The following is a 20,763-nucleotide window of genomic DNA, read 5'->3' on the forward strand; positions in this document are numbered from 1 at the left end:
TTTTTATGAATTAATCGTCTGACTTCTGTTGGCTCGATTGACTTGAACTTGATTGGTTCGAGCTTGAAGACTGACTTGATTGTGTATTTTGTTGTGGTGCTTGTCTTTGCTGAGTGCTTTGTGATTCATTTACTGACCTTGACTGCTGTTCTTGCCCTGGCCTGGGCTGACTGCTTTGTTGTTGTTTTTCTTGCTGTTGCTGTTTTTGTTGTTGCTGTTGTTTTTGCTGAGCAGCTTGTTGTTCTCGTTGTTGCTGTGCTTGCTCTTTAGCTTGCTGTTGTGCTTGTTCTTGACGTTTTTGCTGAGCTTCTTGTTGTGCTTTTTGTCTTTCTTGAGCTGCTTCTCTAGCTTGCTCACGTTGTTTCTCTGCTTGTTCTTGAGCTTTTTGTTGTGCTTCTTTATCATCAGAACTATCTTTTTGTGGTTTTTGTTCTTTTTGTTGCGTTTTTTGTGTTGCTGCATTTTGACGGGCTTGTTCAGCTTGTTGTCTTTGTTGTTCACGTTGTGCAGCTAATTCATTTTGTCTTGCTTGCTCTGCTGCTTGTTGATCAGCAATTTCTTGTTGACGTTGTTCCTCTTCTTCTTTTTCTTTTTTGCGTTTTTCTGCCTCTCGTTTTTTCTTTTCAGCACGATCTTTTTTCTCTTGCTCTTCTTTTTTCTGTTGTTGACTGTATCGTTCGCTGCTCTTCTTGTTATTATCTACAAAAGCAAAAGTCGCAAATGCTAAACCGAATAATAAGAAAAATACGATTACAGCACTTAGTATCTTAGCGGGTTTGCTCATTTTATTGTTAGACATGTGCTCTCCTCTTTCCAATCCCTTTTCTTTTTCTATAAGTTACTTGAGTTACTTATTTTGATATATTAACTCATACCCTTTTTTACAACATCTTCACTATTATATCTGAGCTGTATTCATTTATATATCATAACATTTTCCACTAGGGTATACATTATTTTGCTTAGGAAACATTTTATAATTTCAATATTTATTTGAATGGGTTAACAGAAGGCAATTGGTCAAAAACCAAGTAAGATGATTAATTGATATAAGATTGTTATAATATACTACATCAACAACCGTAAAAAGACATGATAAAGGACCTATACGTTGCTCGCATAGGTCCAATACTAAAGGGAGTCAAAATTTCACCTTCGCATGTATATTATGGGGTATACTATTTTTAATTAAGAGATGTTTAATTAATTTCGAAGGTACTTCTATTATAACTTAGCTATAAGTGATTTAAACAAGATTACATAGTTTAAATTGACATATTAATGACTAAACATTGAATAAATAATGAATGTTTAGAATGTCTATAATCTATTGGGTTTCGGTATCCAAAACGTTGTTTAATATTAATGAGGTGAATATAAAAATGAAAGAATTTCTTATTACAGGCGGTACAGGTTTAGTTGGCAGTCATTTAGTAGATGCAATACACAGTACAGATTCACATATTACTATTTTAACTCGTCAAGATCGTCAAAACTTAGATGATAAGATCACCTATGTTAACTGGAGTAAAGAAGGTTGGGAAGATAAAGTCCCAGATCATATTGATATTGTGATTAACTTAGCAGGTGCATCATTGAATAAAAGATGGACAGATGAATATAAACAAACTTTGATGTTAAGTCGTATTCAAGCCACACAATCACTTTATGAATTGTTTGAACATAAAGGTAAGTTCCCTGGAATTTTATTCAACGCAAGTGCAGTAGGTTATTATACACCAGATGTGCACCGCACTTACACAGAATTATCAAAATGCGATCCGCATGATTTCCTATCTGATATCACATATCAATGGGAACGTTTTGCGCGTAAATTCGAACAACATGATACGCGTGTCATTATCGGTCGTTTTGGTATGGTTCTTTCAGATGAAGGTGGCGCCTTACCAACCATGGAATTGCCTTACCGATTCTATCTCGGTGGTAAATTAGGCACTGGTTTCCAATGGTATTCATGGATTCACATTACAGATTTAACACGTGCGATTCTTTTCTTAATCAATCAAGATGATGCTTCAGGCGTCTTCAATATGACAACACCTATTGCTGAGCGTCAAAACTTATTCGGTTATGCTTTAGCACGTGCAATGCACAAACCACATGAATTATGGGTACCAAGTGCACTGTTACGCTTAGTCTTAGGACAAAGAGCAACGATTATCTTAGATACGCAAAAAGCAATTCCGAACCGCCTAGATGCTTATGGTTTCAAATTTGCATATCCTGACTTGAAATCAGCACTTGATAGTTTAGTTCATGAGTAAAAAGCTATATAATATATTTGTATTGTGAGCGCTTATTACTAAATGAAATCATAAAAAATTCGAGCGTTTATACAGATATAGCAAGTATAGTGAATGAAGGTGTATGAATGGATAAAAGCAGTCTTGTAACACGTATTTTAGTAATCATTGCTGGATTACTTTTAATATGTATCGGCAGTTTTTCAATGACGCGAGCTATCCCTTCTTTATATATTGCACTGTTTTACCTAATAGTTGGAATTATTATATTAGGGTGGACCGTCATTAACTTAATAAAACATTATAAAAGACAAAAATAAGAGTTCCGGAAACCCCCGGAACTCTTTTCATTTCTATATTTAATAACAACTTATTTTTCAGGTTGCATAACTTCGTCGATCAAGCCGTATTCTTTAGCTTCATCTGCAGTTAAGAAGTTATCACGATCAGTGTCTTTTTCAATTTGTTCAATTGATTGACCTGTACGTTCTGATAAGATTTTGTTTAATTTAGCACGTGTTTTTAAGATGTGTGTTGCTGCGATTTCGATTTCAGTCGCTTGACCTTGTGCACCGCCTAGTGGTTGGTGAATCATTACTTCAGCGTTAGGTAATGCGAAACGTTTACCTTTAGCACCTGCTGCAAGCAAGAATGAACCCATTGAAGCAGCCATACCGATGCAGATTGTTTGTACATCTGGTTTAATGTGTTGGATAGTATCATAAATTGCGAATCCAGCTGTTACACTACCACCTGGAGAGTTGATATATAGATAAATATCTTTCTCAGCATCTTGTGCTTGTAAGAATAACAATTGTGATACGATTGAGTTTGCTACGTTATCATCAATTGCTGAACCTAACATAATAATACGGTCTTTCAATAATCTTGAGTAAATGTCATAAGCACGTTCGCCGCGATTTGTTGTTTCAATTACTGTAGGAATTAAATTCATTCTATTTCCTCCTTGTACTTTTATGAATTATCCTTATTTTAACCTAAAAGTCAAAAATGGTCAAAAATAAAACTCACACCTTTATAATATCATCATATTGACCACTCTACACGAGACAGGTACACTAATAATTGCATGTTAATATTTACCCCTCGTAGTGTAATGGATAACACGTAAGATTCCGGTTCTTGAAATGGGGGTTCGATTCCCTCCGAGGGGGTAATTCATGTTTTTTTGAACCTTATCACTAAAGGGTTTTCTTGAAAAATAGGGAAAATTTAAGGAAATGTATATTGTCTTTTACTTTTCCCTACACTATCTCACTTAAATATGTTAATATACATATATACCCAAAAGGTATGATTAACAGTTTCTATGTTAATTTAACCAACGCTTTTTATATTTTTGATTCAACCACCAATAAAGGTGGTTTTTTTGTTATTTCGACATAGCAAAAGGTTATAGTTTATGATTTTTTCTTATAATCTATGATTCTTAATTCAAAAATAGCTTTCTCAGCATAAAAAAACCGCCATATAGGCGGTTAAATCACTTTAATATAAAGGATTTTACAATGAATAGAAAAAACATTTTCCCGGGACATGAATCGTCACTGTTCGCTAAGCTACTATTCCCTAAAGTCACTATACTATATTTTAACCATATATACAAGACCCCCCATTCACACGAGAGAATAAGGGGGAGTCAATATAGGGATGCATTTACAAACAAATGCGTGTGTTTTGCAGTGTAGATTTGGTCAATATCTACACAATAAATATATTACCACTTATAGTAGAGTTTAAACATAAAAAATACATAACTATTTAACCCATTTCTTCTGAAAAGTTCCTATAATCATTTAATACTATCTAATAATTTATATGTTTCGTTATACACTTTCGAATACATATTATACTCTTCTGTAATCCATGATATATTATTTTCTTTACCAGTAATAATATCAGCCAGATTATAGTAAAACAATCTTACATGCACAACGTAGTCCTCTATAAACCTATGAAATTGATCATCTGTTATACATAAACCTTCAATGACATCAATGGTTGAGTATAATTCTGCTAATTTTAAAGTATCTGATCTACTATATTCTAGTTCTTCAGGTTCCATAATTATATTATACAATTTACCTATAATATAATCGACTTTTTTCACTTTATTTTTTAAATACTTACAATAGTCTATATTTATAGTCATAATTACCTCCTCATTTTAAATTACACTAATAATTGTGAGGCGTTTCTTTCCTCAATGCAACACAGACACTCTCTCAGCACACTATTTATATGCTTTAGCGTATATAGTTAGCGTCCTATTCAAGCCGTTATCATTTTGCACAGATTCAATATCAAAATCTAAGTCATTCCATTTAATACGTTGTTGTGCTGTAATGCCTTCTCTATATCTAATAATGAACCTCACAGGTATCTCTGATACAGTTAAGCCTGAACCCAAATACTCATTACCACGTATTGTTTTTATGTCTGCCCAAGGTTCTGCAATTACTTTTTCTTTATAATTGTTAGGCATTGGTCCACTACTAACCCTTTCAACTATCTTGATTTTATTATTAAAATGATATGCCATTGTTAACCTCCTTAAACGTGCACATGTGCACTATTTTTTCCATAAATGTGGAAAACTAAAGTGTTCGACATCGAACGTTAGAGTTTCAAGCGAGCGCTCGCTTACATCGCTCTCAAGAACTGTTCATAGTTATCAAACAAACCCACATATGCATCTAATAAAGACGCTGTGCCATCAATACGACGTTTAGGTGATTGATTCTTAACAGGTACAATGTTACCGTTTCTATCGGTCTCTATGCCTGTATTGGTCAAACACCACTTTAATATAGGATGGTTATTATAATTCACTTTATGCTTCTTTAGATCAGCACCTAAATTCTGCATAGGCAAACTTAAGGTTCTAGCACCTTGTGGCGTACGCACCATTTTAAAGCCGTGTCCTTCCATCTCATCCACCCAATACCGTGCTGAATAGTTATCATAATAAATCCACAGTGGCGTTATTTCATAATCCTCAATCATTTCAACAAACCACTCTGTAATGTCGCTGTAATTAATCGTATTACCACGACACAGACGCAATAAGCCTTGTTCATGCCATTTGTCATAAGGTATCTTGTCATTGTCCACACGTTCCCTCAGATTGTCCTCAGGCAACCAATACATCTGATAGACATAGCGCATTTCAGTTTCTGGATCTACAAATAACAATGTGGCACAACTAAGGTCAGTGGTAATTGAAAGGTCAGCTCCGCCTATTGCATACCAATCAGCAAAATCTTTAATATCGAATGTAGCTGTATTGTTAATCTGTTCAAAGGTCAACCATGCATTATGGCTAGTTTCACGTACGTTGAAATCTTTGGTGAGTATGCCTGTAAGATTGTTTGCGTCGTTCTCTGCACGTGCTACTTTACGCTCTAAATCTTCAACACGCTTCGATATATTTAGTGAAGGATTAGCTTTTTGCCAACATTCAGGATTTTTATATTCTTTCTTTTCATCCAATTCATACATAATTGGTAAAAAGTTATCATCTTTAAAATTACCATCTACTACATTACACGCATACTCATATAAATCATCAAAGATAGTTCCCCGATGAGTACCTGCTGTGGTAATCATGATAAGTAATGGCTGTGTACGTGCAGATTGTGATTGTTTCATCACTTCATAAAGGTTTCTATCTTGTATAGAATGTAATTCATCAATCACGACCAAATGCGCATTCAAACCATCTAATGAGTTTGAGTTCTTGCCCAGTGACTGCATTTTAGAGAAGTTGTGACTGAAATATAAATCACTCTTGCGTTTTCTGATGTTACGGCTCAAATCAGGGCTTTGCTTAATCATCTCATGTGCTTGGTCAAATAAGATATTCGCTTGGTCTCGTTTAGAGGCCACAGAATAAACTTCTGCTCCGCTTTCTCCGTCTGCTATCATCATGTATAGTGCTATTGCACTAAGCATTGTTGTTTTACCATTCTTACGCGCTACATAGAAGAATGACTCAGTATAACGGCGTTTACCTGTCTCTTTATCTACAAAGCCGAATAGTGCTGAAATATAGGCTTTTTGAAACAAGTCTAGTATTAATGGTTTACCTGCAAGTTCACCCTTTGAATGCCTGCAAAACGTTTCTATGAACTTGATAGGACGTTCTGCTTTAGCATGATCATAAATATATTGAGGGTGGTTGTACATATCATCAATGAGTTTTTCATATTGTTTTGTGATGCGTTTAGATGCCACAATATCCCCGCTTTTGATTTGACGGTAATATTCTTCAATATAATTAAGCATTGTTTACAAAATCCATAAACTCATTGGATTCTTCTACGTTATCAGGTAATAACGTCAGCAGCTGCTTATATGTGGCGTTGTATTTAGTCACAGTGGTATTGTATGCCTTCATTGCGGGGTTTTCTTTAAGATACGACTGTTCACCTTGTGTAAAGATATATGTTGCGCCATGCTCACGTACAGTATGCTTTAATTCTTCCATTGTAGCTTTCATAAAAGTTAACTCTTCTAACAAATCATAAGCGATATGTTTATTATTAACATTATTTTCATCTATATACTTTTTAAGTTTTTCTAAATTAATCGATTTCATATTTAATTACTCCTAACTTTATTTTTAGCCACCCCTAAACTTTGGAAAGTCGGGTGGAGGATAAGTTAACTCCCAGCACCGTTTCCCAAGCGTTCCTTTCATATCAAGGTTATAGGGGGTATCCTATTTTTATTTTATTTAATTTTTATAATGTTTCCTTTTTCATCAAATTGTAATCCTTCACCAATTGCGATACTTCCAAAATGTTCCTGATTATGACACGTTTGACACAATGCTTCCAAATGGTCGTGATTAAGTGATACATATGGATTCTTATAATTCTCAGCATTCAGATATACTTTATGATGGCAAATACTCGCTAGCGCCCCACATCTTTCACAAATATAATTTTGCTTAGCCATATAACTGTTTTTACACTTAATCCATTTAGCAGACTTATAAAAGGACTGCGGAATACTTCTAGCCATCAAAATCACGTCCTAATGCTGTTAAAGATACTAACAAACTATCAATCGTACGCTTCAATCGTTCACTATCTTGTGTCTGTGGATCAAACCATAGTTGTAATATGAACTTAGCTGTTGTCTGTGCTAATGGTTGTACTGATTCATCTAACCAATCACGCCCAGTTGTTAGGTACAAGTAGTTAGGTATCGCCTCGACTAATGGAATGATAATCTCATCGTTAAAGTCTCCATCCACTCTTAAAGTATTGCGCGCATCTTCAATAGATATAATCATTGTGAACACTCCTTTATGAATAAAGGACACCAGCTAATCACTGATGCCCTAACTGGTTTATAATATTATGCTGATGCTGATGATGTTGTAGATGAACCCGATAACTTCACAAATGCTTCATCAACTAATACACGTGTATCTGCAACTGCCATAGCACGATAATCAATCAGACCAGAACGGAATGATGACTCACGTGAACTTTCAAGCATAATACCTTGTGGCAAGTTATAACCGATATAATTAAAGTCACCTAATAGAATTGTACCGTCTTCGATATTGTCATCAATGATAACGGGTTTACCAAAGATATATCCGACATTCTCACGTTGTGCATCTTGGATAAAGATAGGTCTTTGGTTAGCATCCATCACACCGTATACTTGGTTATACAATGTTGCATTACTCATTGCGAACTTAGCATTTTGTGCATAACCACGTGCAAGCATTCCTAGCGCTTGTGTGAAGTCTGTGTACTTGCCTGTTAGTGTTAAGCTGTTTGACTTATCCCATGTGATACCTGTTAAGATACCTTGACCTTGGTTTTTACCTGTACCATTGATAAGTGCATATTCAATTGCTTCAACAACACAGTTAGTCAATTCTTCAACAAGATATGATTCGAAAGCTGAGATTGACATTGTTTTTGCTTTAACTGAAATGCTGAAGATTTTAATAATCTCATTCGCTTCAAATGACACGGCTGTTGTAACTGCTTTGTCTGCTTCAACATATGCGCCTTCTGTATGCCATTCTGCACGTTCTTGTGGTGTACTAATTGGGATACGGATTTTAGTAGGCATATTGAATGAACGTACATTAGCTAGTAATCCACCTTGTGTTCTAGCACGACGAATGACTTCATTCAATGTTTGTTCAGGAATCACCGCACTCGCATTTGATGAAGATGTAAACTCATCTGCGCGATGTTCAGTTTTTTGTAAATCCATTGCATGATTGAATGTACGTTGTTCCACGTTAGATAATTCTTGTCCTAACATTGTTTTGAAAAATGCTGATCTATATTCATCTGAACCAAAGATATTTTCTTTTGGTACATCTTGAGTTTTAAATTGTTGTCCTGTAATTGGATTATATGAACGTTGTTCCACTTGTTCCTGCTCCTTTTCTTTGATATTTTCTTTCGCTTGGTTTAATCCTTCAATCTCGATATTTAACTTAGTCACATCTGCTTCAGGGTCATTTTCGATTGTGCCTCTGATTTCCCCAGCGCGTGTTTCAATATCTTCAAGCGATGCATTGCGATAATGGTTAAATGCTTCTTGTACTGTATTGAACATATTATTTTAACTCCTTCATAAATAGTTTATTTAAATTGATTTTCGCTTTATTAATTTGCTGTTGTCTCATTTCTGCTTCCTGCATTTGACTTCTGGCTTCAACAGATGTTTCTGAATAAGCAGGGAAATTTACCACAGAAAACTCTAATACTTTATCTATCTTTGTAATTGTACGTGTGCGTGTTTCTACATCGTATCGACTGCCGTCTGATACTGTGAAACCAAATGATACGCCTGACATATCTCCACGTTTGATAGCTTCATAGACTGAACGGGCTTCTTCGGTATTTGCCAATACTGCCCTGAAATGCATGCCTGCATCATCTCGCCATATTTTCATCGTCTTAGGAGATTTGGCTAATGGTAAACGGTTATGATCATGTGACACTAATAAACGTGTGTCATTGAATTTTAAACCGTCCAGCGCATTACGTTTGATGACTTCAGTATATGAGCCTGTCGGTGTATTAATCAGTGCAGGTTTATCAAAGACGATTGCTGTACCTTCAAGTACCATTTCATCGTCTCGAGTTTCTGCTTGTATTTCTGCACTTCTAATCTCTTTCATCAGGTGTCGCCTCCTTATCTCCGATTTGATATTGTTTTGCTAATTGTTTTTCTATATAGTTCAAGGATTGTATGCGTGAATCGCCGTCATCGCCTTCAACATGAGACAGATTCATTAAGTCCCTTGCTTCATTGATTGTTAATAATCCTAGTGGCAACAACTCTTTAATCACAGTAGCTTTTGATTTCGTACTCGCATACTGCAGACGTGACGCTTCAAAAATAATACGGTTGCTGAATGCCTGTTCACGTTCGGTAAATACCTTATCTGTCAATTCTGAGGATAACTGTATGGCGAATGGTTCAATGATAGATTCATAGAATGATTGCCATTGGTCTTCACTATAGTTACCTGTGATTATAGCTTCATTAATGCCTAGATAGTCATATATCTTTTGTTTGACGGCTTGAATTTGTGGCGTTTCAATATCTGCCTCATTTAAACTCAATGGGACATAATCCAAAGTAGCATCTAAAGGAATGACACCGCCGTTATTATCCATCGTCATATAATTGTTCATGAACTCGTCTTTGGCTTCTTTCAGCTTTTTAGGTGCTAATGTCTGATTGTATTTCAACAAGCCTCTGATTTGTGCTGAGTTTTTAATGCTATTGCTGAGTCCTTCTTGTTGTGTATAAGCAAGATCTAATGTATTCATAATTGCGTCATTCGTATCACCTAATAACTCATTTGAATTAAAGTGACGACGCAGCACCGCAATTTCTGAATGATGAAAATGTACAATATCACCACTGTTAAATAGGAATTTCAAATACATTTCACCTGAACCATCAACCACATATTCAACACTTGAAGCTGATAAAGGATATAGTCCGCTGAGATTACCTTTTGAGTCTTTCTGAATTAAGATAAATGCATTGTTATACAAATAGTAATGTGTGGCCACTTTATATAAAAAGTCATATCCGCTCATATAAGGATTAGGGCGATGTCTTAATATACGGTTGATTTTTGAATAGTTATCGTCACGCATACCATTCGCCACATGCTTACCAGATAACTTGGCAATGTGTCTTGCGATTGTATCAACTGCACTGCGGTATATGTCATTACTCCATGCATCACCGTTGAAGCTGCCTAGTGTGCGGAAGTTGCCCGTTAACATTTCATATTGTTTTGTCGCTTGTTGTTCTAATTGTTTGATTCCAAGTATCTTATCTAACCACTTCGGCACTTTTTCACCTGCTTTCTATTAACAAGAACATTTGTTCCGTTTTAGTACATACGTTCGATTTATTTATCTAAATTATACCACACTAGGGTATATAACGCTAGTTGTGGCAAGGGTTTGAATGTTTTCCTTCTAATTCTTTGATACTTTTTTCACTTGCATTAAAATGCCAATTAAGACGCGTTTCATCTTTAACCTTGAATCCTGCTTTCATCATTGCACCTTTGAATTGACCGTTTGTAATATAACTACCTTCAAAAGTTCCTGATAATGCTTCACTATATATACGTTCAAATACATGTTTTAAACCATACGAGGAACGCCTAACATTGAACGTTTTATTTTTATTGATCGAGTAACAAAACTCAAGTAGTGCGTTTTTCTTTACCTCATTCAATTCTTCAAAGTGTTCTGGTTTATTAATATCAGTCATTTAAATTCTCCATTCTATATTTATTGTGTGTGGGGAGTGTAAGAATAAAAGTTGCTACATTTCGAAAATGTTGCTACATAAACCCAATAACTGTTGTTATTTAGGCAACCAATAACTTTTTCAAGTCTTTGAAAAGTTGCTACTTTACTTGCTACAGATTTACATAAGTGGCTACAAGTTATATATTTATATATAAACTTGCTACATATTTTGTAAAAGTGACTACATGACATTAAGAAGTTGCTACCATTAAAACCCTTGACTCATAAGGAATGTATTGATTATGTAGCAACTTTTGTAGTATGTAGCAACTTTTTCTTCTACTCTCCATACACAGATTTTATTTTCTTATACAAATTGCTTCCTTTTTGCGGATTAATAATATTACTAGAATCATTGTACTTATCATCGATATCATGTGGAGCGACATCATACAGTACCTTACTATTTTTATGATAAAACCTTATAGGATACCCTTTATATGGCGAACGTGCCATCTCTACTGTGTACCCTAATCTGATTAATTCTTTAGTAAAGCTATGAACCTTCATCACTTCGTATCCATATCGTTTTGCCCATTGGCGATAGATTTCATATGCTACTTCTCTCGCTCTGCCATCTACGGGATGAATGGGTCTTTCGCCTTCCATATCCAAAAAGTGACGCACGGGTTCATTTTCATATTTGTAACTCTGAATTAATTCATCGCTCTCATCTACTTTCGTAAAGTCACCTGTTTCTAACAATTCTGGCAAATGTTCCAAACACTTGTTCAATAAAGCGGACATCACATCAGGATTATTTAACTTCTTATTAAGTCCTAATTCTTTAGGGTAGTAGCCTTCACCAAATGTACGATTCATTGGCACGATCACCATTCTTCGATAAAAACCATCTGTTTTATCGCTTGCTGGTGGTATATTATTACCAGCAAAAAGAAGCTTGTTATGTGGTGTGAAATCAAAATCTTGTTTTCCTTTAGGATTCACATTGATACGGTTACCTGTGGCAATTGATTTATAATTTCCAGTATCCTTGATGTACGTGTTATCCATGTCATCATCAATATTAACCATCTTGCTCATTAGTCGTGCTGGTTTAAATTCGTGGCTCAAATCTTTAAATTTAAGAGATGTCGTGTTCCTTTTACCAATAAAGTCTTGAATTAATTGAAGTATCGTTGATTTACCGTTACTTCCATTTTTTGTTTTAACACCCGCACTATAAAAGAAAATAGTTTTACCAATAAAGTTTTCTTTATACAAACAATACGCTATAATTTGATATATAAGTTGCTCGATTTGAGCATCTTCATTTGATATGCTCGTTATAAAACTTTCTAATTTTTCACTTCTTTTATTTTGGTCAAAAGTCACATCCATTTTCGACGTCGAAATATGTTCAGACGAATGTTTATAAAGTTGATGTGTCTTTAGATCCAAAACACCATTATTAAGCACTAATTTATGTGGTTCTAATTCTTCTTCTTTAAACTTAATTGACATCGCTTTTATTTTATAAAACACTTCACGATTTTGATGTTCTTTAATATTTGGCATCTCCAAATAAGTCAATTGCCTCATAGTTTCCTCGTCTAAATGCTGGTAAAACTCACCATTAAAAAAATGAATGTTTTCATCAATCATAATCATATTGTATTTTCTAGCCAACATCTCACTGAACTTCGTATGATTAAATTTGTCATCATATTCAATATCTTCGTTGTACTTCTCTATTAAATGATCATCAATATTACTAACTTTATTCATTGTTCCCCCCCTTTTTCATTCAAATGTCTTCTTAAAATTGAATTAAATGTTTTAGCAATCTCTTTTTCATGCATAGGTGGACTACAATTTTTTCCCCACGCTAACGCCAAACCATAAACTAGGTGACCATCAACATGTCTACGTAAAAGGTGACCTATAATAGAAGCTAACGCCTGATTTCTACTGCCTTCTAACACTCCAAACGCAATATCACGCCAATATGCGCTGTCACGTTTAGCTTTATATGAGACGGTAATAGGCTTATCCTCTTGTTTAATTTCGTTGGCCCAATCTTCTATAGTAGGACATTCCAATATTGGAGCGTCATTACATCTATACATAAACGCACGGTTTTTATCTTTTATAACGGGTAATGCCATTGCCCTACTAGGTTGGTATGAACCTTCATCTACTTTATGACCAATTTTAGAAGCTATTACCTTTGTATACTTGCGGTACTCTTCGCCATTAATACGTTTATTTAAAGGGATAAACAAGCGTAATCTAGGGGCTTCTGTGTGGTGGTTATAACTTGTATGCCAAAAGTAAGCAAATGCTCCTAAATGTGCTTTAAACGCTTCATTCAATGCCTTTAAATCAGAAATATCATCATAATCTAATACCAATACATCTCGATAGATCACATTATTATCTGCACGGTACTTTTTACCTTTATCACTATCCGCAAGGTCGCCATAAACGGCAACCCCACGACTATATTTATTATTATTAATTTGTGGTATAGCTAATCTATTAACAAGCTCACTCCACTTAGGTTGTGAGAACTGTTTAAATGAACCAGCGTCTAAACTGTCATACCACACCACGCTTACTTGAGTTTCATATTCCAATTTAATTTTATTGATTTTTTTAACTGCCATGTAATTCCTCCTATTTTATGGATTAACCTTTAAAAACAGATGAGGAAGTGGTATAATAAAAACAGAGTTTATACTAGCCTCATTCTATTTTTAAATTAATTAATCCATCGTTTTTACGCGTCTCTTTAGGTTTGGTCACCACTAGGAGACGCTTTTTCTAATTCATGGAACTTTTGAATGACCTCATCGAACTGCTCAATATATGTGTACATTAAGTCAAATAATTGTTCACAGTGAATACGCTGTTCATCATAACGGCGCCCATGATTCTTTACATCTTCCATATTATTCAGTTGATTATACGGAAACGCTTCTGAAATAAACCAACCATGCGTACTTTTTAAATCCTCGAACTTTTCTTTAATCACTTCAATATCACAAATTAAGTCGATAATTCTTACATTCATTTAAATGTCCTCCACTTCGATATTTCCAACGATATAATCTAATGCCCATTCTAAAATCCCAATCACATATCCTTCACGATCTGTTGTGTGTTCATGCTCTCCTGCACTGTCTTTGACGGTATAGTAGTAAGTTTCCTCATCTCCGTTCATAACGTCGCTTAATGTCATAGTCACTTCATCAATGATTGGAAATGCCTCATCTTCAAAATCTAGCTCTGCAAGAATGTTAAACAACTCTTTATGGACTAACTTTAAAATGTGTTCGTAAAACGCTGTATCACTATATTTATGATTAGTAATTGAATGAAATCTGTCTTTCGCTGATAAGAAAACACCTTTATCCTTCTCATATAAAACTTCCTCTAATACTTTAATTACTTTTGACAAATAATATCTTTGCTTAATTCTCACTTTAATTACCTACCTTTTTCTTATTTTTAAGTTCTAAAATTCTGCTAATATCAAGCTCCATGCACGCAATATAAGTATCTTCGCTGACTTCTGGAAAATGCTCTTTAAAAACGTCTGGTGCGATGTTGAGTAATAGATTGTGGTCAGTATCCTTGATGTTGTACCAACCTACAACTGACTTAGTAATAATCACTTGTTGTTTCATGTCAGTTACCTGCTTTCTAAAATATTCGATTGTGATTTTCTTCGATGTATTGCTTCATATACTTAGCAACAAAAGACCAATGGTCATTTTTATGTGCTGGTGCATGCGTGAATTCTGCAATTTTCGATTGGTGCTTTGGGTTCAACAATAACTTTTTTAATAATGTATTTCTGCTTTTGTTCGTATGCGCCATTAGATCGTACATCGTCCACAGTGTCTTATGTTCAAGTAGTGTTGTTGTGTAGTCTTTTTCTTGTAGCATTGGTTACACCTCCTTTAATTCATCAATTCCTAGAAATTCATTTGGTGTTACTTTTAAAAATTTACATAGTTTCATAATTGTAGGTAGACTTGGTTTTTTCGTTTTTTCATGATAAAGACCATATAAAGTTGTTTTAGCAATACCTGTTCTCTCAAATACATCAGCTATAGTTAACTTTTTAACAGCAAGTATTACTCTGAAATTATTATTCATTTATCCCACCCCCCTTTTTTATTGTTCATGTATAAATTTTAGTTTAATCAATTATATATATTAGACTACACTAAATATTTACAGATGTCAAATAACGCTTTCATATTAGTATCTACTGTAACTATTTAGTGTTATATAGTAAAATATAAATCAATTAGGAGGTCTTGCTATATGATAAAAAGTAGATTATCAATATTAATGGCTGAAAGAGGTTTGAAAATAGCGGATTTATACGAAGATACTGGTATTTCAAAAACAACACTAATGGCTATTTCTGAAAATACTGGCAAAGGAGTTCAATATGATACTATAGACAAGCTATGTATTTATCTAGGTGTCACACCATGTGAATTTTTTGATTATGCTCCTTTTCAAATTAATATAAGTCAAACAATTAACTCCTCAGATGAAATTGGCGTTAACGTCAAGACAAATTCATCTGAGAGAACATATTATTTAACTTTCAAAATAGAATCAGATTCTTCGGATGAAATTTTTATTGAAGACAAGAACATAACACACTTCATTACAATAGATATATCAGAAAAGAACTATAGTGAAGAGTTATTTGATATTCTAGATAAGGTTTCAATATCATTTATTACAGAAATCAAAAGAAATTTAATCGATACAATTACTCTTATTTTAAAATCACAAGAAATTAGCGAGCGTTATAACCTTAGAAAAGGTAATATGATTCTTATATCTATTTTTAAAGATACAGAGTACGAAGTAATGAAAAGAGTTTCTTTATAAATATCTAAATATTAAGCAAGGTGATTAAATGGCTTCATTCGAAAAACAAAAGAATGGTAAAACATGGCGCTACATCATTTCATACAAAGATGATGAAGGTAAATATAAGAAATATCAAAAAGGCGGATTCCGTACGAAACAAGAAGCAAAGGTACATGCTACTGATATGGAATATAACTTAAAGCGCGGATACAATATCAATAATGATGTGATCTTTGCAGACTATTTTAAACAATGGTATGAAGTAACAAAGAAACCGCATGTGTCCGCTAAAACATTAACGCGCTATGAAGCGATGCATACACATATAAGGAAATTTTTCAAAAATACTTTATTAAAAAATATTACACCTACAGATTACCAGCAGTTCATAAATCATTATGGCAGCAATCACAATATAGATGGAGTGAGAAAGTTAAATAGCTCTATTCGTAATTGTTTCCACCAAGCGATCCACGAAGGTTTGGTATTGCGTAATCCCACATTCAAAGCACAATTAAGCGGGTCTAATCCAAGTAAAAGTGAAGAGTTAAAATATATAAGCTATACTGAATACAAAAAGTTGAAACATCATCTAGAACAAAAAGACACTGTTTCATCATTAGTTTTGCTTATGCAGCTTGTAACAGGTGCTAGATTCTCAGAAGTAGTAAATATGAAACGTGAAGATTTTTATGTAGGAGATAATAAAGTACACTTACCAGGTACAAAAACTACGACATCAGATCGTATTGTTAGCATTGATACGAAAACTTTAAACAAGGTCAGAAAATTTATTAAAGAAAGTCCATCAGACATTAACGGTTATGTATTTACAGTAAATGGTTCTATTATTACCAATGCATCTGTTAATAAAGCATTAAATAGTGCATGCAAGAAATTAGGTATCAAAAGTATTACCACACATGCATTACGACATACGCACGCTTCTGTGTTAATCCATAATGGATACAGTGTTCAATATATATCAAAACGATTAGGCCATTCTTCTACATTAGTCACACAGTCGGTGTACCTGCACTTATTAGAAGAGACATACCAGCGTGAAGAAGAGAATTTGATAGAGTTTATGGATAGATTATAATAAGGAAAAATTAGGGAAAATGATTTGATATTCTGTATAAACGAATGATAACGATATAACTAAAAACCTTGTTATAAAGGTATTTTGATAATGAGAGAAACTGAATAATATCCCATATTCTCCCTCCGAGGGGGTTATGTAGTTAATATTAATTAACTTGAAACCTTTGAAACGTTGATGTATCAGCGTTTCTTTTATTTTGCTATTTAAGTCATCGGACAGTTGTTAAAAAATCAAAATAGCTTTTAATAAAAAACACCGCTAATAGCGGCGTAAGTTAAAATATTCAAATAATTATTTTTATGTATATAATTTGAAACAATTAACACATAGTATTACTTAAGTTGTTCAATAGCTTTTAGTAAATTGGCTACTGACTTAGCTGTAAATTTATATTCAGTTGTAAAACTTTTAGTAGCCATATAACTCACTTCTTTCATAATAAAGTTTAATCAAATCCATGAAATACAAAAGCCTGTTCTTATGATTAGTTTTTTAAATTCAACATTAACTTTTCAACAATACCATTGGTTGCTTGTACAAGCACATTTATATTGCAAGAACTACATCATTTTTGAAATTAAATTCAACTTCCTAATATGAACCTCAAAAGAAATGAAGTCTCTTAAAAGCAAAGTAGTAATCCATTACACTAATAATAAACTAGGCTCACTTCTTCTTCAATATATAGGTTTTACACTCCAACTCCAATTTATTAATCATGCAATAAATTATCAATTCTACAATTTTTTAGTTACTCTTTTCCCTTTAACACGATATTTCCAATTAATTTCTTTCATTTCATCTAAAATATCTGAATATATGCTTTTTTAATATTTAGAAATGTGTTAAAGTTTATTTGTTTGAAAGAAATTCATCTACATAAATTGTCAGAAATTTTTGTAAATAGAGAGAAGTTTTCAACACCAGGAGGTTATTATGAAAAAAGTAATTCTAATATCAGGTTTAATGCTCTTCTCGTTATTCTTCGGAGCAGGCAACTTGATCTTTCCACCTATGCTCGGATATACCGCGCAAAGCAATATGTGGACAGGTATGACAGGTTTTGCGATTACAGGTATTTTATTACCTTACATCACAGTTATTGTCATTGCCTATTATGATGGTGGCGTGGAGTTTATCGGGGACCGCGTCCATCCTAAATTCGGGTTTATTTTTGCAGTTTGTATTTATTTATCTATCGGGGCACTATACGGGATTCCACGTGCTGCGAACGTGGCTTATGAAATCGGCGCAAAATCAATTCTGCCTATTCACAACACATGGACATTGGTAGGTTTCTCCCTTGTATTCTTTATTGTTGTAGGGTTAATCGCTTTATACCCAACAAAAATTGTCGATAACTTAGGGAAAATCTTAACACCTGCCCTATTATTGATTATTGGTGCTTTATGTATCGCAGCGATTATTAATCCTGAAGGAAAAGTCGGACAACCACATGATAAATATGCGGAAACACCTTTCATTTCAGGAATCTTAGAAGGTTACTACACAATGGACTTAGTAGCAGCTTTAGCCTTCTCAGTCGTTATCGTACAAAGCTTTAAACTCGCAGGTATTTCAGACAGCAAAAAGATAGTGAGAAACGTTATCTTATCAGGTCTGATTTCAGCGTTATTATTAACAGTGATTTACTTCTCATTAGCATACTTAGGTATCACGACAAGCAAACCAGGCTTTGATAATGGCGCAAGCATTCTAACATATAATTCAGTACGATTATTCGGATCATTCGGTAATATTTTATTCGGTATGATTGTAATTTTAGCTTGTTTAACAACTTGTATCGGCTTGGTGAACGCAAGTTCTGCATTCGGATTGAAGAAGTTCCCACAAATTTCATACAAGACTTATGTACTGTCATTCTCAGTAGTCGGATTCTTAATTTCAATCTTAGGGCTCAACATGATTTTACAAATCGCAGTTCCATTACTGACATTTATTTATCCGATTTCTATTGTGTTGGTACTGATTTCATTTGTCGCAATTGCGATTCCGACAAAATTAAAAATCGCTTATATTTTACCGACGATTTCAACATTAATTATTTCAGTACTTGAAATCTTCAACACATTTAAACTGATCAAACCACTAAATGCAGTCTATCAATTCTTGCCATTATCTGATTTAGGATTGGCTTGGTTACTACCATTTATTATCTTAACTGCAATTGGTATTGCGATAGACTTTATGCGCAATAAGAAACATACACAACAACCCGCAACATCTTAATATTGATTGAAATGCCTTTCTCATTTTACGAGAAAGGTATTTTTATTTGACCAAAGCTTATTGTCACAATATTTCAATAATATTTCTATCTATTTCATTATAATTTGTTTGTGTTAAAATGAATCATGCATTTTTAATTTGAAACAAGCATTGTTTCAATCTTCACACTTCCACAACATATATGCGATACACTTATATTAAGGTTCATCAATATAATCTTTATTAAATAATTCATCATAGAAAGGGAGGATATATTTGAAACAACCGTCGCTCAATTATAATTTAATTACGACTGTATTCTTTATTTCAGGTATTGCGGTTATGTGCAGTCTTTACTCTGCCATTCCTTTAATGCCGATTATGGGGAAAGAATTACATTTAAGCGAAGGTGCCACAACATTAATCGGTGTGGTATTCTCAGTTTCTTATTCAGTCAGCTGTATGTTTTATGGAATCATTGCCGACAAGTTTGGTAAGAAGAAGGTCATATTAATCGGCTTGGCTATGCTCACACTTACAACTTTTGCGATCGGCTTTATTCATAACTTTGCGCTATTACTGTTTGTACGTGTTTTACAAGGGATAGCTACCGCAAGCTTCTCACCTGTGTCATTAACATATGTGACAGAAGTGTTCCCTATTCATAAACGTGTTACCGCAATCAGTTTTATTAGTACCAGCTTCATGTTATCTGGTGTTATCGGTCAAAACTTAAGTGATATTATCGCCGCACATATGAGTTGGCGTATCGTTTACTTCGTATTGACTGTTGTTTACTTATTGCTGATTGTTTGGATTTACCGAGCTATTCCGAAAAGTCCTTATCATATGCCTGATACAAAATTCTCAGTGTTCTTTAAAAACATGAGACATATTTTTGATAATAAAGGCATTGTATTATGTTTCTTTGTTTCATTAACTATCTTAACGTCATTTGTTTCTATGTATGCTCTGCTAAATGAATATTTGACATCTGACCCAATCAACGCTGATTTAACGACAATATCATCAGTGAAGCTATTTGGTTTAATTGGTATGTTATTAGCGTTATCTGCAGGTCGCTTAAGTGATTTCATCGGTGTAAAACGTATTATTCTAATCTCATTAATCACTGCAGGTATCTCATTGATACTGATGGGCGTGACACACAATCTCATTATCATCACATTGTTCAGTGTTATCTTTATCGCAGGTATCTCTTTTGTGATTCCTTCTGTGATATCACAAATCGGTCTACTGACTACTAAAGATAAAGGCTTCTTCTTATCTATCAATACCTTTATGTTATTTATCGGTACAGCGATTGCACCTGTATTGTCTATGCAGTTGTTAAACAATATGCAGTCATTTAAAATGATGTTCATTGTATTATCAATCGTGAATTTCATCGGCTTTATTATAGCTTTAGGAATTCCGAAAAAATCAGTCGTAGATCAATAACGAT

24 protein-coding genes and 1 tRNA gene are annotated in these 20,763 nt (G+C 33.9%); 6 read left to right on the top strand and 19 right to left on the bottom strand.

The window, feature by feature from the left end; genetic code table 11:
* Positions 1-10: 10 nt before the first annotated feature.
* Positions 11-799, bottom strand: a complete 789-nt coding sequence (locus KRR19_RS04730) for a DUF4887 domain-containing protein (protein ID WP_070626604.1) — start codon at positions 797-799, stop codon at positions 11-13.
* A gap of 583 nt (positions 800-1,382) precedes the next feature.
* Here KRR19_RS04730 and KRR19_RS04735 point away from each other — a divergent pair.
* Positions 1,383-2,285 (top strand): TIGR01777 family oxidoreductase, encoded by a 903-nt coding sequence (locus tag KRR19_RS04735; RefSeq protein ID WP_002481562.1) that lies wholly within the window; start codon positions 1,383-1,385, stop codon positions 2,283-2,285.
* A 349-nt stretch (positions 2,286-2,634) separates the two neighbouring features.
* Here KRR19_RS04735 and clpP read toward each other — a convergent pair whose 3' ends face one another.
* On the bottom strand, positions 2,635-3,219 hold the full coding sequence (gene clpP / locus KRR19_RS04740) for an ATP-dependent Clp endopeptidase proteolytic subunit ClpP (protein WP_002481561.1): 585 nt from the start codon (positions 3,217-3,219) through the stop codon (positions 2,635-2,637).
* A 148-nt stretch (positions 3,220-3,367) separates the two neighbouring features.
* Here clpP and KRR19_RS04745 point away from each other — a divergent pair.
* Positions 3,368-3,439, top strand: a tRNA-Arg gene (locus tag KRR19_RS04745).
* A 638-nt stretch (positions 3,440-4,077) separates the two neighbouring features.
* Here KRR19_RS04745 and KRR19_RS04750 read toward each other — a convergent pair.
* The 17 genes from KRR19_RS04750 to KRR19_RS04830 form a co-directional block, all read right to left on the bottom strand.
* Positions 4,078-4,437, bottom strand: coding sequence for a hypothetical protein (locus KRR19_RS04750; protein ID WP_216733483.1), 360 nt, complete (start codon positions 4,435-4,437; stop codon positions 4,078-4,080).
* Between the two features lie 81 nt (positions 4,438-4,518).
* A complete protein-coding gene (locus KRR19_RS04755; RefSeq protein ID WP_216733484.1) occupies positions 4,519-4,827 on the bottom strand; it encodes a phage head closure protein in 309 nt (102 codons plus the stop codon).
* Between the two features lie 101 nt (positions 4,828-4,928).
* On the bottom strand, positions 4,929-6,572 hold the full coding sequence (locus tag KRR19_RS04760; RefSeq protein ID WP_216733485.1) for a terminase large subunit: 1,644 nt from the start codon (positions 6,570-6,572) through the stop codon (positions 4,929-4,931).
* Entirely contained in the window at positions 6,565-6,885 is a 321-nt protein-coding gene (locus tag KRR19_RS04765; RefSeq protein ID WP_060804154.1) for a hypothetical protein, read from the bottom strand. Before KRR19_RS04765 ends, KRR19_RS04760 begins: the two co-directional genes overlap by 8 nt.
* 134 nt (positions 6,886-7,019) lie before the next feature.
* Positions 7,020-7,313 carry a hypothetical protein gene (locus KRR19_RS04770; protein WP_060804153.1) on the bottom strand — a complete coding sequence of 98 codons (294 nt, stop codon included), beginning with the start codon at positions 7,311-7,313 and terminating at the stop codon, positions 7,020-7,022.
* Positions 7,306-7,587, bottom strand: coding sequence for a head-tail connector protein (locus KRR19_RS04775; RefSeq protein WP_060804152.1), 282 nt, complete (start codon positions 7,585-7,587; stop codon positions 7,306-7,308). The genes KRR19_RS04770 and KRR19_RS04775 overlap by 8 nt, the downstream gene beginning before the upstream one ends.
* Before the next feature lie 65 nt (positions 7,588-7,652).
* Positions 7,653-8,885, bottom strand: coding sequence for a phage major capsid protein (locus KRR19_RS04780; protein WP_060804151.1), 1,233 nt, complete (start codon positions 8,883-8,885; stop codon positions 7,653-7,655).
* Between the two features lies 1 nt (position 8,886).
* The gene (locus tag KRR19_RS04785) at positions 8,887-9,453 is read right to left on the bottom strand and encodes an HK97 family phage prohead protease (RefSeq protein WP_213471842.1); all 567 of its coding nucleotides are present in this window, start codon (positions 9,451-9,453) and stop codon (positions 8,887-8,889) included.
* Positions 9,440-10,648, bottom strand: coding sequence for a phage portal protein (locus tag KRR19_RS04790; RefSeq protein WP_216733487.1), 1,209 nt, complete (start codon positions 10,646-10,648; stop codon positions 9,440-9,442). Before KRR19_RS04790 ends, KRR19_RS04785 begins: the two co-directional genes overlap by 14 nt.
* Before the next feature lie 97 nt (positions 10,649-10,745).
* Positions 10,746-11,078 carry a hypothetical protein gene (locus KRR19_RS04795; protein WP_216733488.1) on the bottom strand — a complete coding sequence of 111 codons (333 nt, stop codon included), beginning with the start codon at positions 11,076-11,078 and terminating at the stop codon, positions 10,746-10,748.
* A gap of 320 nt (positions 11,079-11,398) precedes the next feature.
* The gene (locus tag KRR19_RS04800) at positions 11,399-12,847 is read right to left on the bottom strand and encodes a DNA primase family protein (protein WP_216733490.1); all 1,449 of its coding nucleotides are present in this window, start codon (positions 12,845-12,847) and stop codon (positions 11,399-11,401) included.
* Positions 12,844-13,713 (bottom strand): primase alpha helix C-terminal domain-containing protein, encoded by an 870-nt coding sequence (locus tag KRR19_RS04805; protein WP_216733514.1) that lies wholly within the window; start codon positions 13,711-13,713, stop codon positions 12,844-12,846. Before KRR19_RS04805 ends, KRR19_RS04800 begins: the two co-directional genes overlap by 4 nt.
* Before the next feature lie 140 nt (positions 13,714-13,853).
* Positions 13,854-14,135 (bottom strand): type II toxin-antitoxin system toxin TscT, encoded by a 282-nt coding sequence (gene tscT / locus KRR19_RS04810; RefSeq protein ID WP_216733491.1) that lies wholly within the window; start codon positions 14,133-14,135, stop codon positions 13,854-13,856.
* Complete coding sequence (locus KRR19_RS04815; RefSeq protein WP_216733492.1) at positions 14,136-14,546, bottom strand: pathogenicity island protein; 411 nt, start codon at positions 14,544-14,546, stop codon at positions 14,136-14,138.
* Between the two features lies 1 nt (position 14,547).
* Complete coding sequence (locus KRR19_RS04820; protein ID WP_216733493.1) at positions 14,548-14,751, bottom strand: pathogenicity island protein; 204 nt, start codon at positions 14,749-14,751, stop codon at positions 14,548-14,550.
* A 16-nt stretch (positions 14,752-14,767) separates the two neighbouring features.
* Entirely contained in the window at positions 14,768-15,013 is a 246-nt protein-coding gene (locus KRR19_RS04825; protein ID WP_060804141.1) for a DUF771 domain-containing protein, read from the bottom strand.
* A gap of 3 nt (positions 15,014-15,016) precedes the next feature.
* Positions 15,017-15,226 carry a helix-turn-helix domain-containing protein gene (locus tag KRR19_RS04830; RefSeq protein WP_216733494.1) on the bottom strand — a complete coding sequence of 70 codons (210 nt, stop codon included), beginning with the start codon at positions 15,224-15,226 and terminating at the stop codon, positions 15,017-15,019.
* A 171-nt stretch (positions 15,227-15,397) separates the two neighbouring features.
* Between KRR19_RS04830 and KRR19_RS04835 the strand changes: the two genes are divergently transcribed.
* The 4 genes from KRR19_RS04835 to KRR19_RS04850 all read left to right on the top strand — a co-directional run bounded on the left by KRR19_RS04835 (position 15,398) and on the right by KRR19_RS04850 (position 20,759).
* Positions 15,398-15,982, top strand: coding sequence for a helix-turn-helix domain-containing protein (locus KRR19_RS04835; RefSeq protein ID WP_216733495.1), 585 nt, complete (start codon positions 15,398-15,400; stop codon positions 15,980-15,982).
* 28 nt (positions 15,983-16,010) lie between these two features.
* Positions 16,011-17,066: a site-specific integrase gene (locus tag KRR19_RS04840; protein ID WP_216733496.1), complete on the top strand. Its 1,056-nt coding sequence runs from the start codon at positions 16,011-16,013 to the stop codon at positions 17,064-17,066.
* Positions 17,067-18,005: 939 nt separating this feature from the next.
* Positions 18,006-19,319: a branched-chain amino acid transport system II carrier protein gene (brnQ, locus tag KRR19_RS04845; protein WP_002481560.1), complete on the top strand. Its 1,314-nt coding sequence runs from the start codon at positions 18,006-18,008 to the stop codon at positions 19,317-19,319.
* 255 nt (positions 19,320-19,574) lie between these two features.
* Positions 19,575-20,759, top strand: a complete 1,185-nt coding sequence (locus KRR19_RS04850; RefSeq protein ID WP_156666954.1) for an MFS transporter — start codon at positions 19,575-19,577, stop codon at positions 20,757-20,759.
* Positions 20,760-20,763 lie beyond the last annotated feature (4 nt).

The sequence above is a fragment of the Staphylococcus sp. CWZ226 genome (genome assembly GCF_018986355.1).
Taxonomy (GTDB): domain Bacteria; phylum Bacillota; class Bacilli; order Staphylococcales; family Staphylococcaceae; genus Staphylococcus; species Staphylococcus simulans.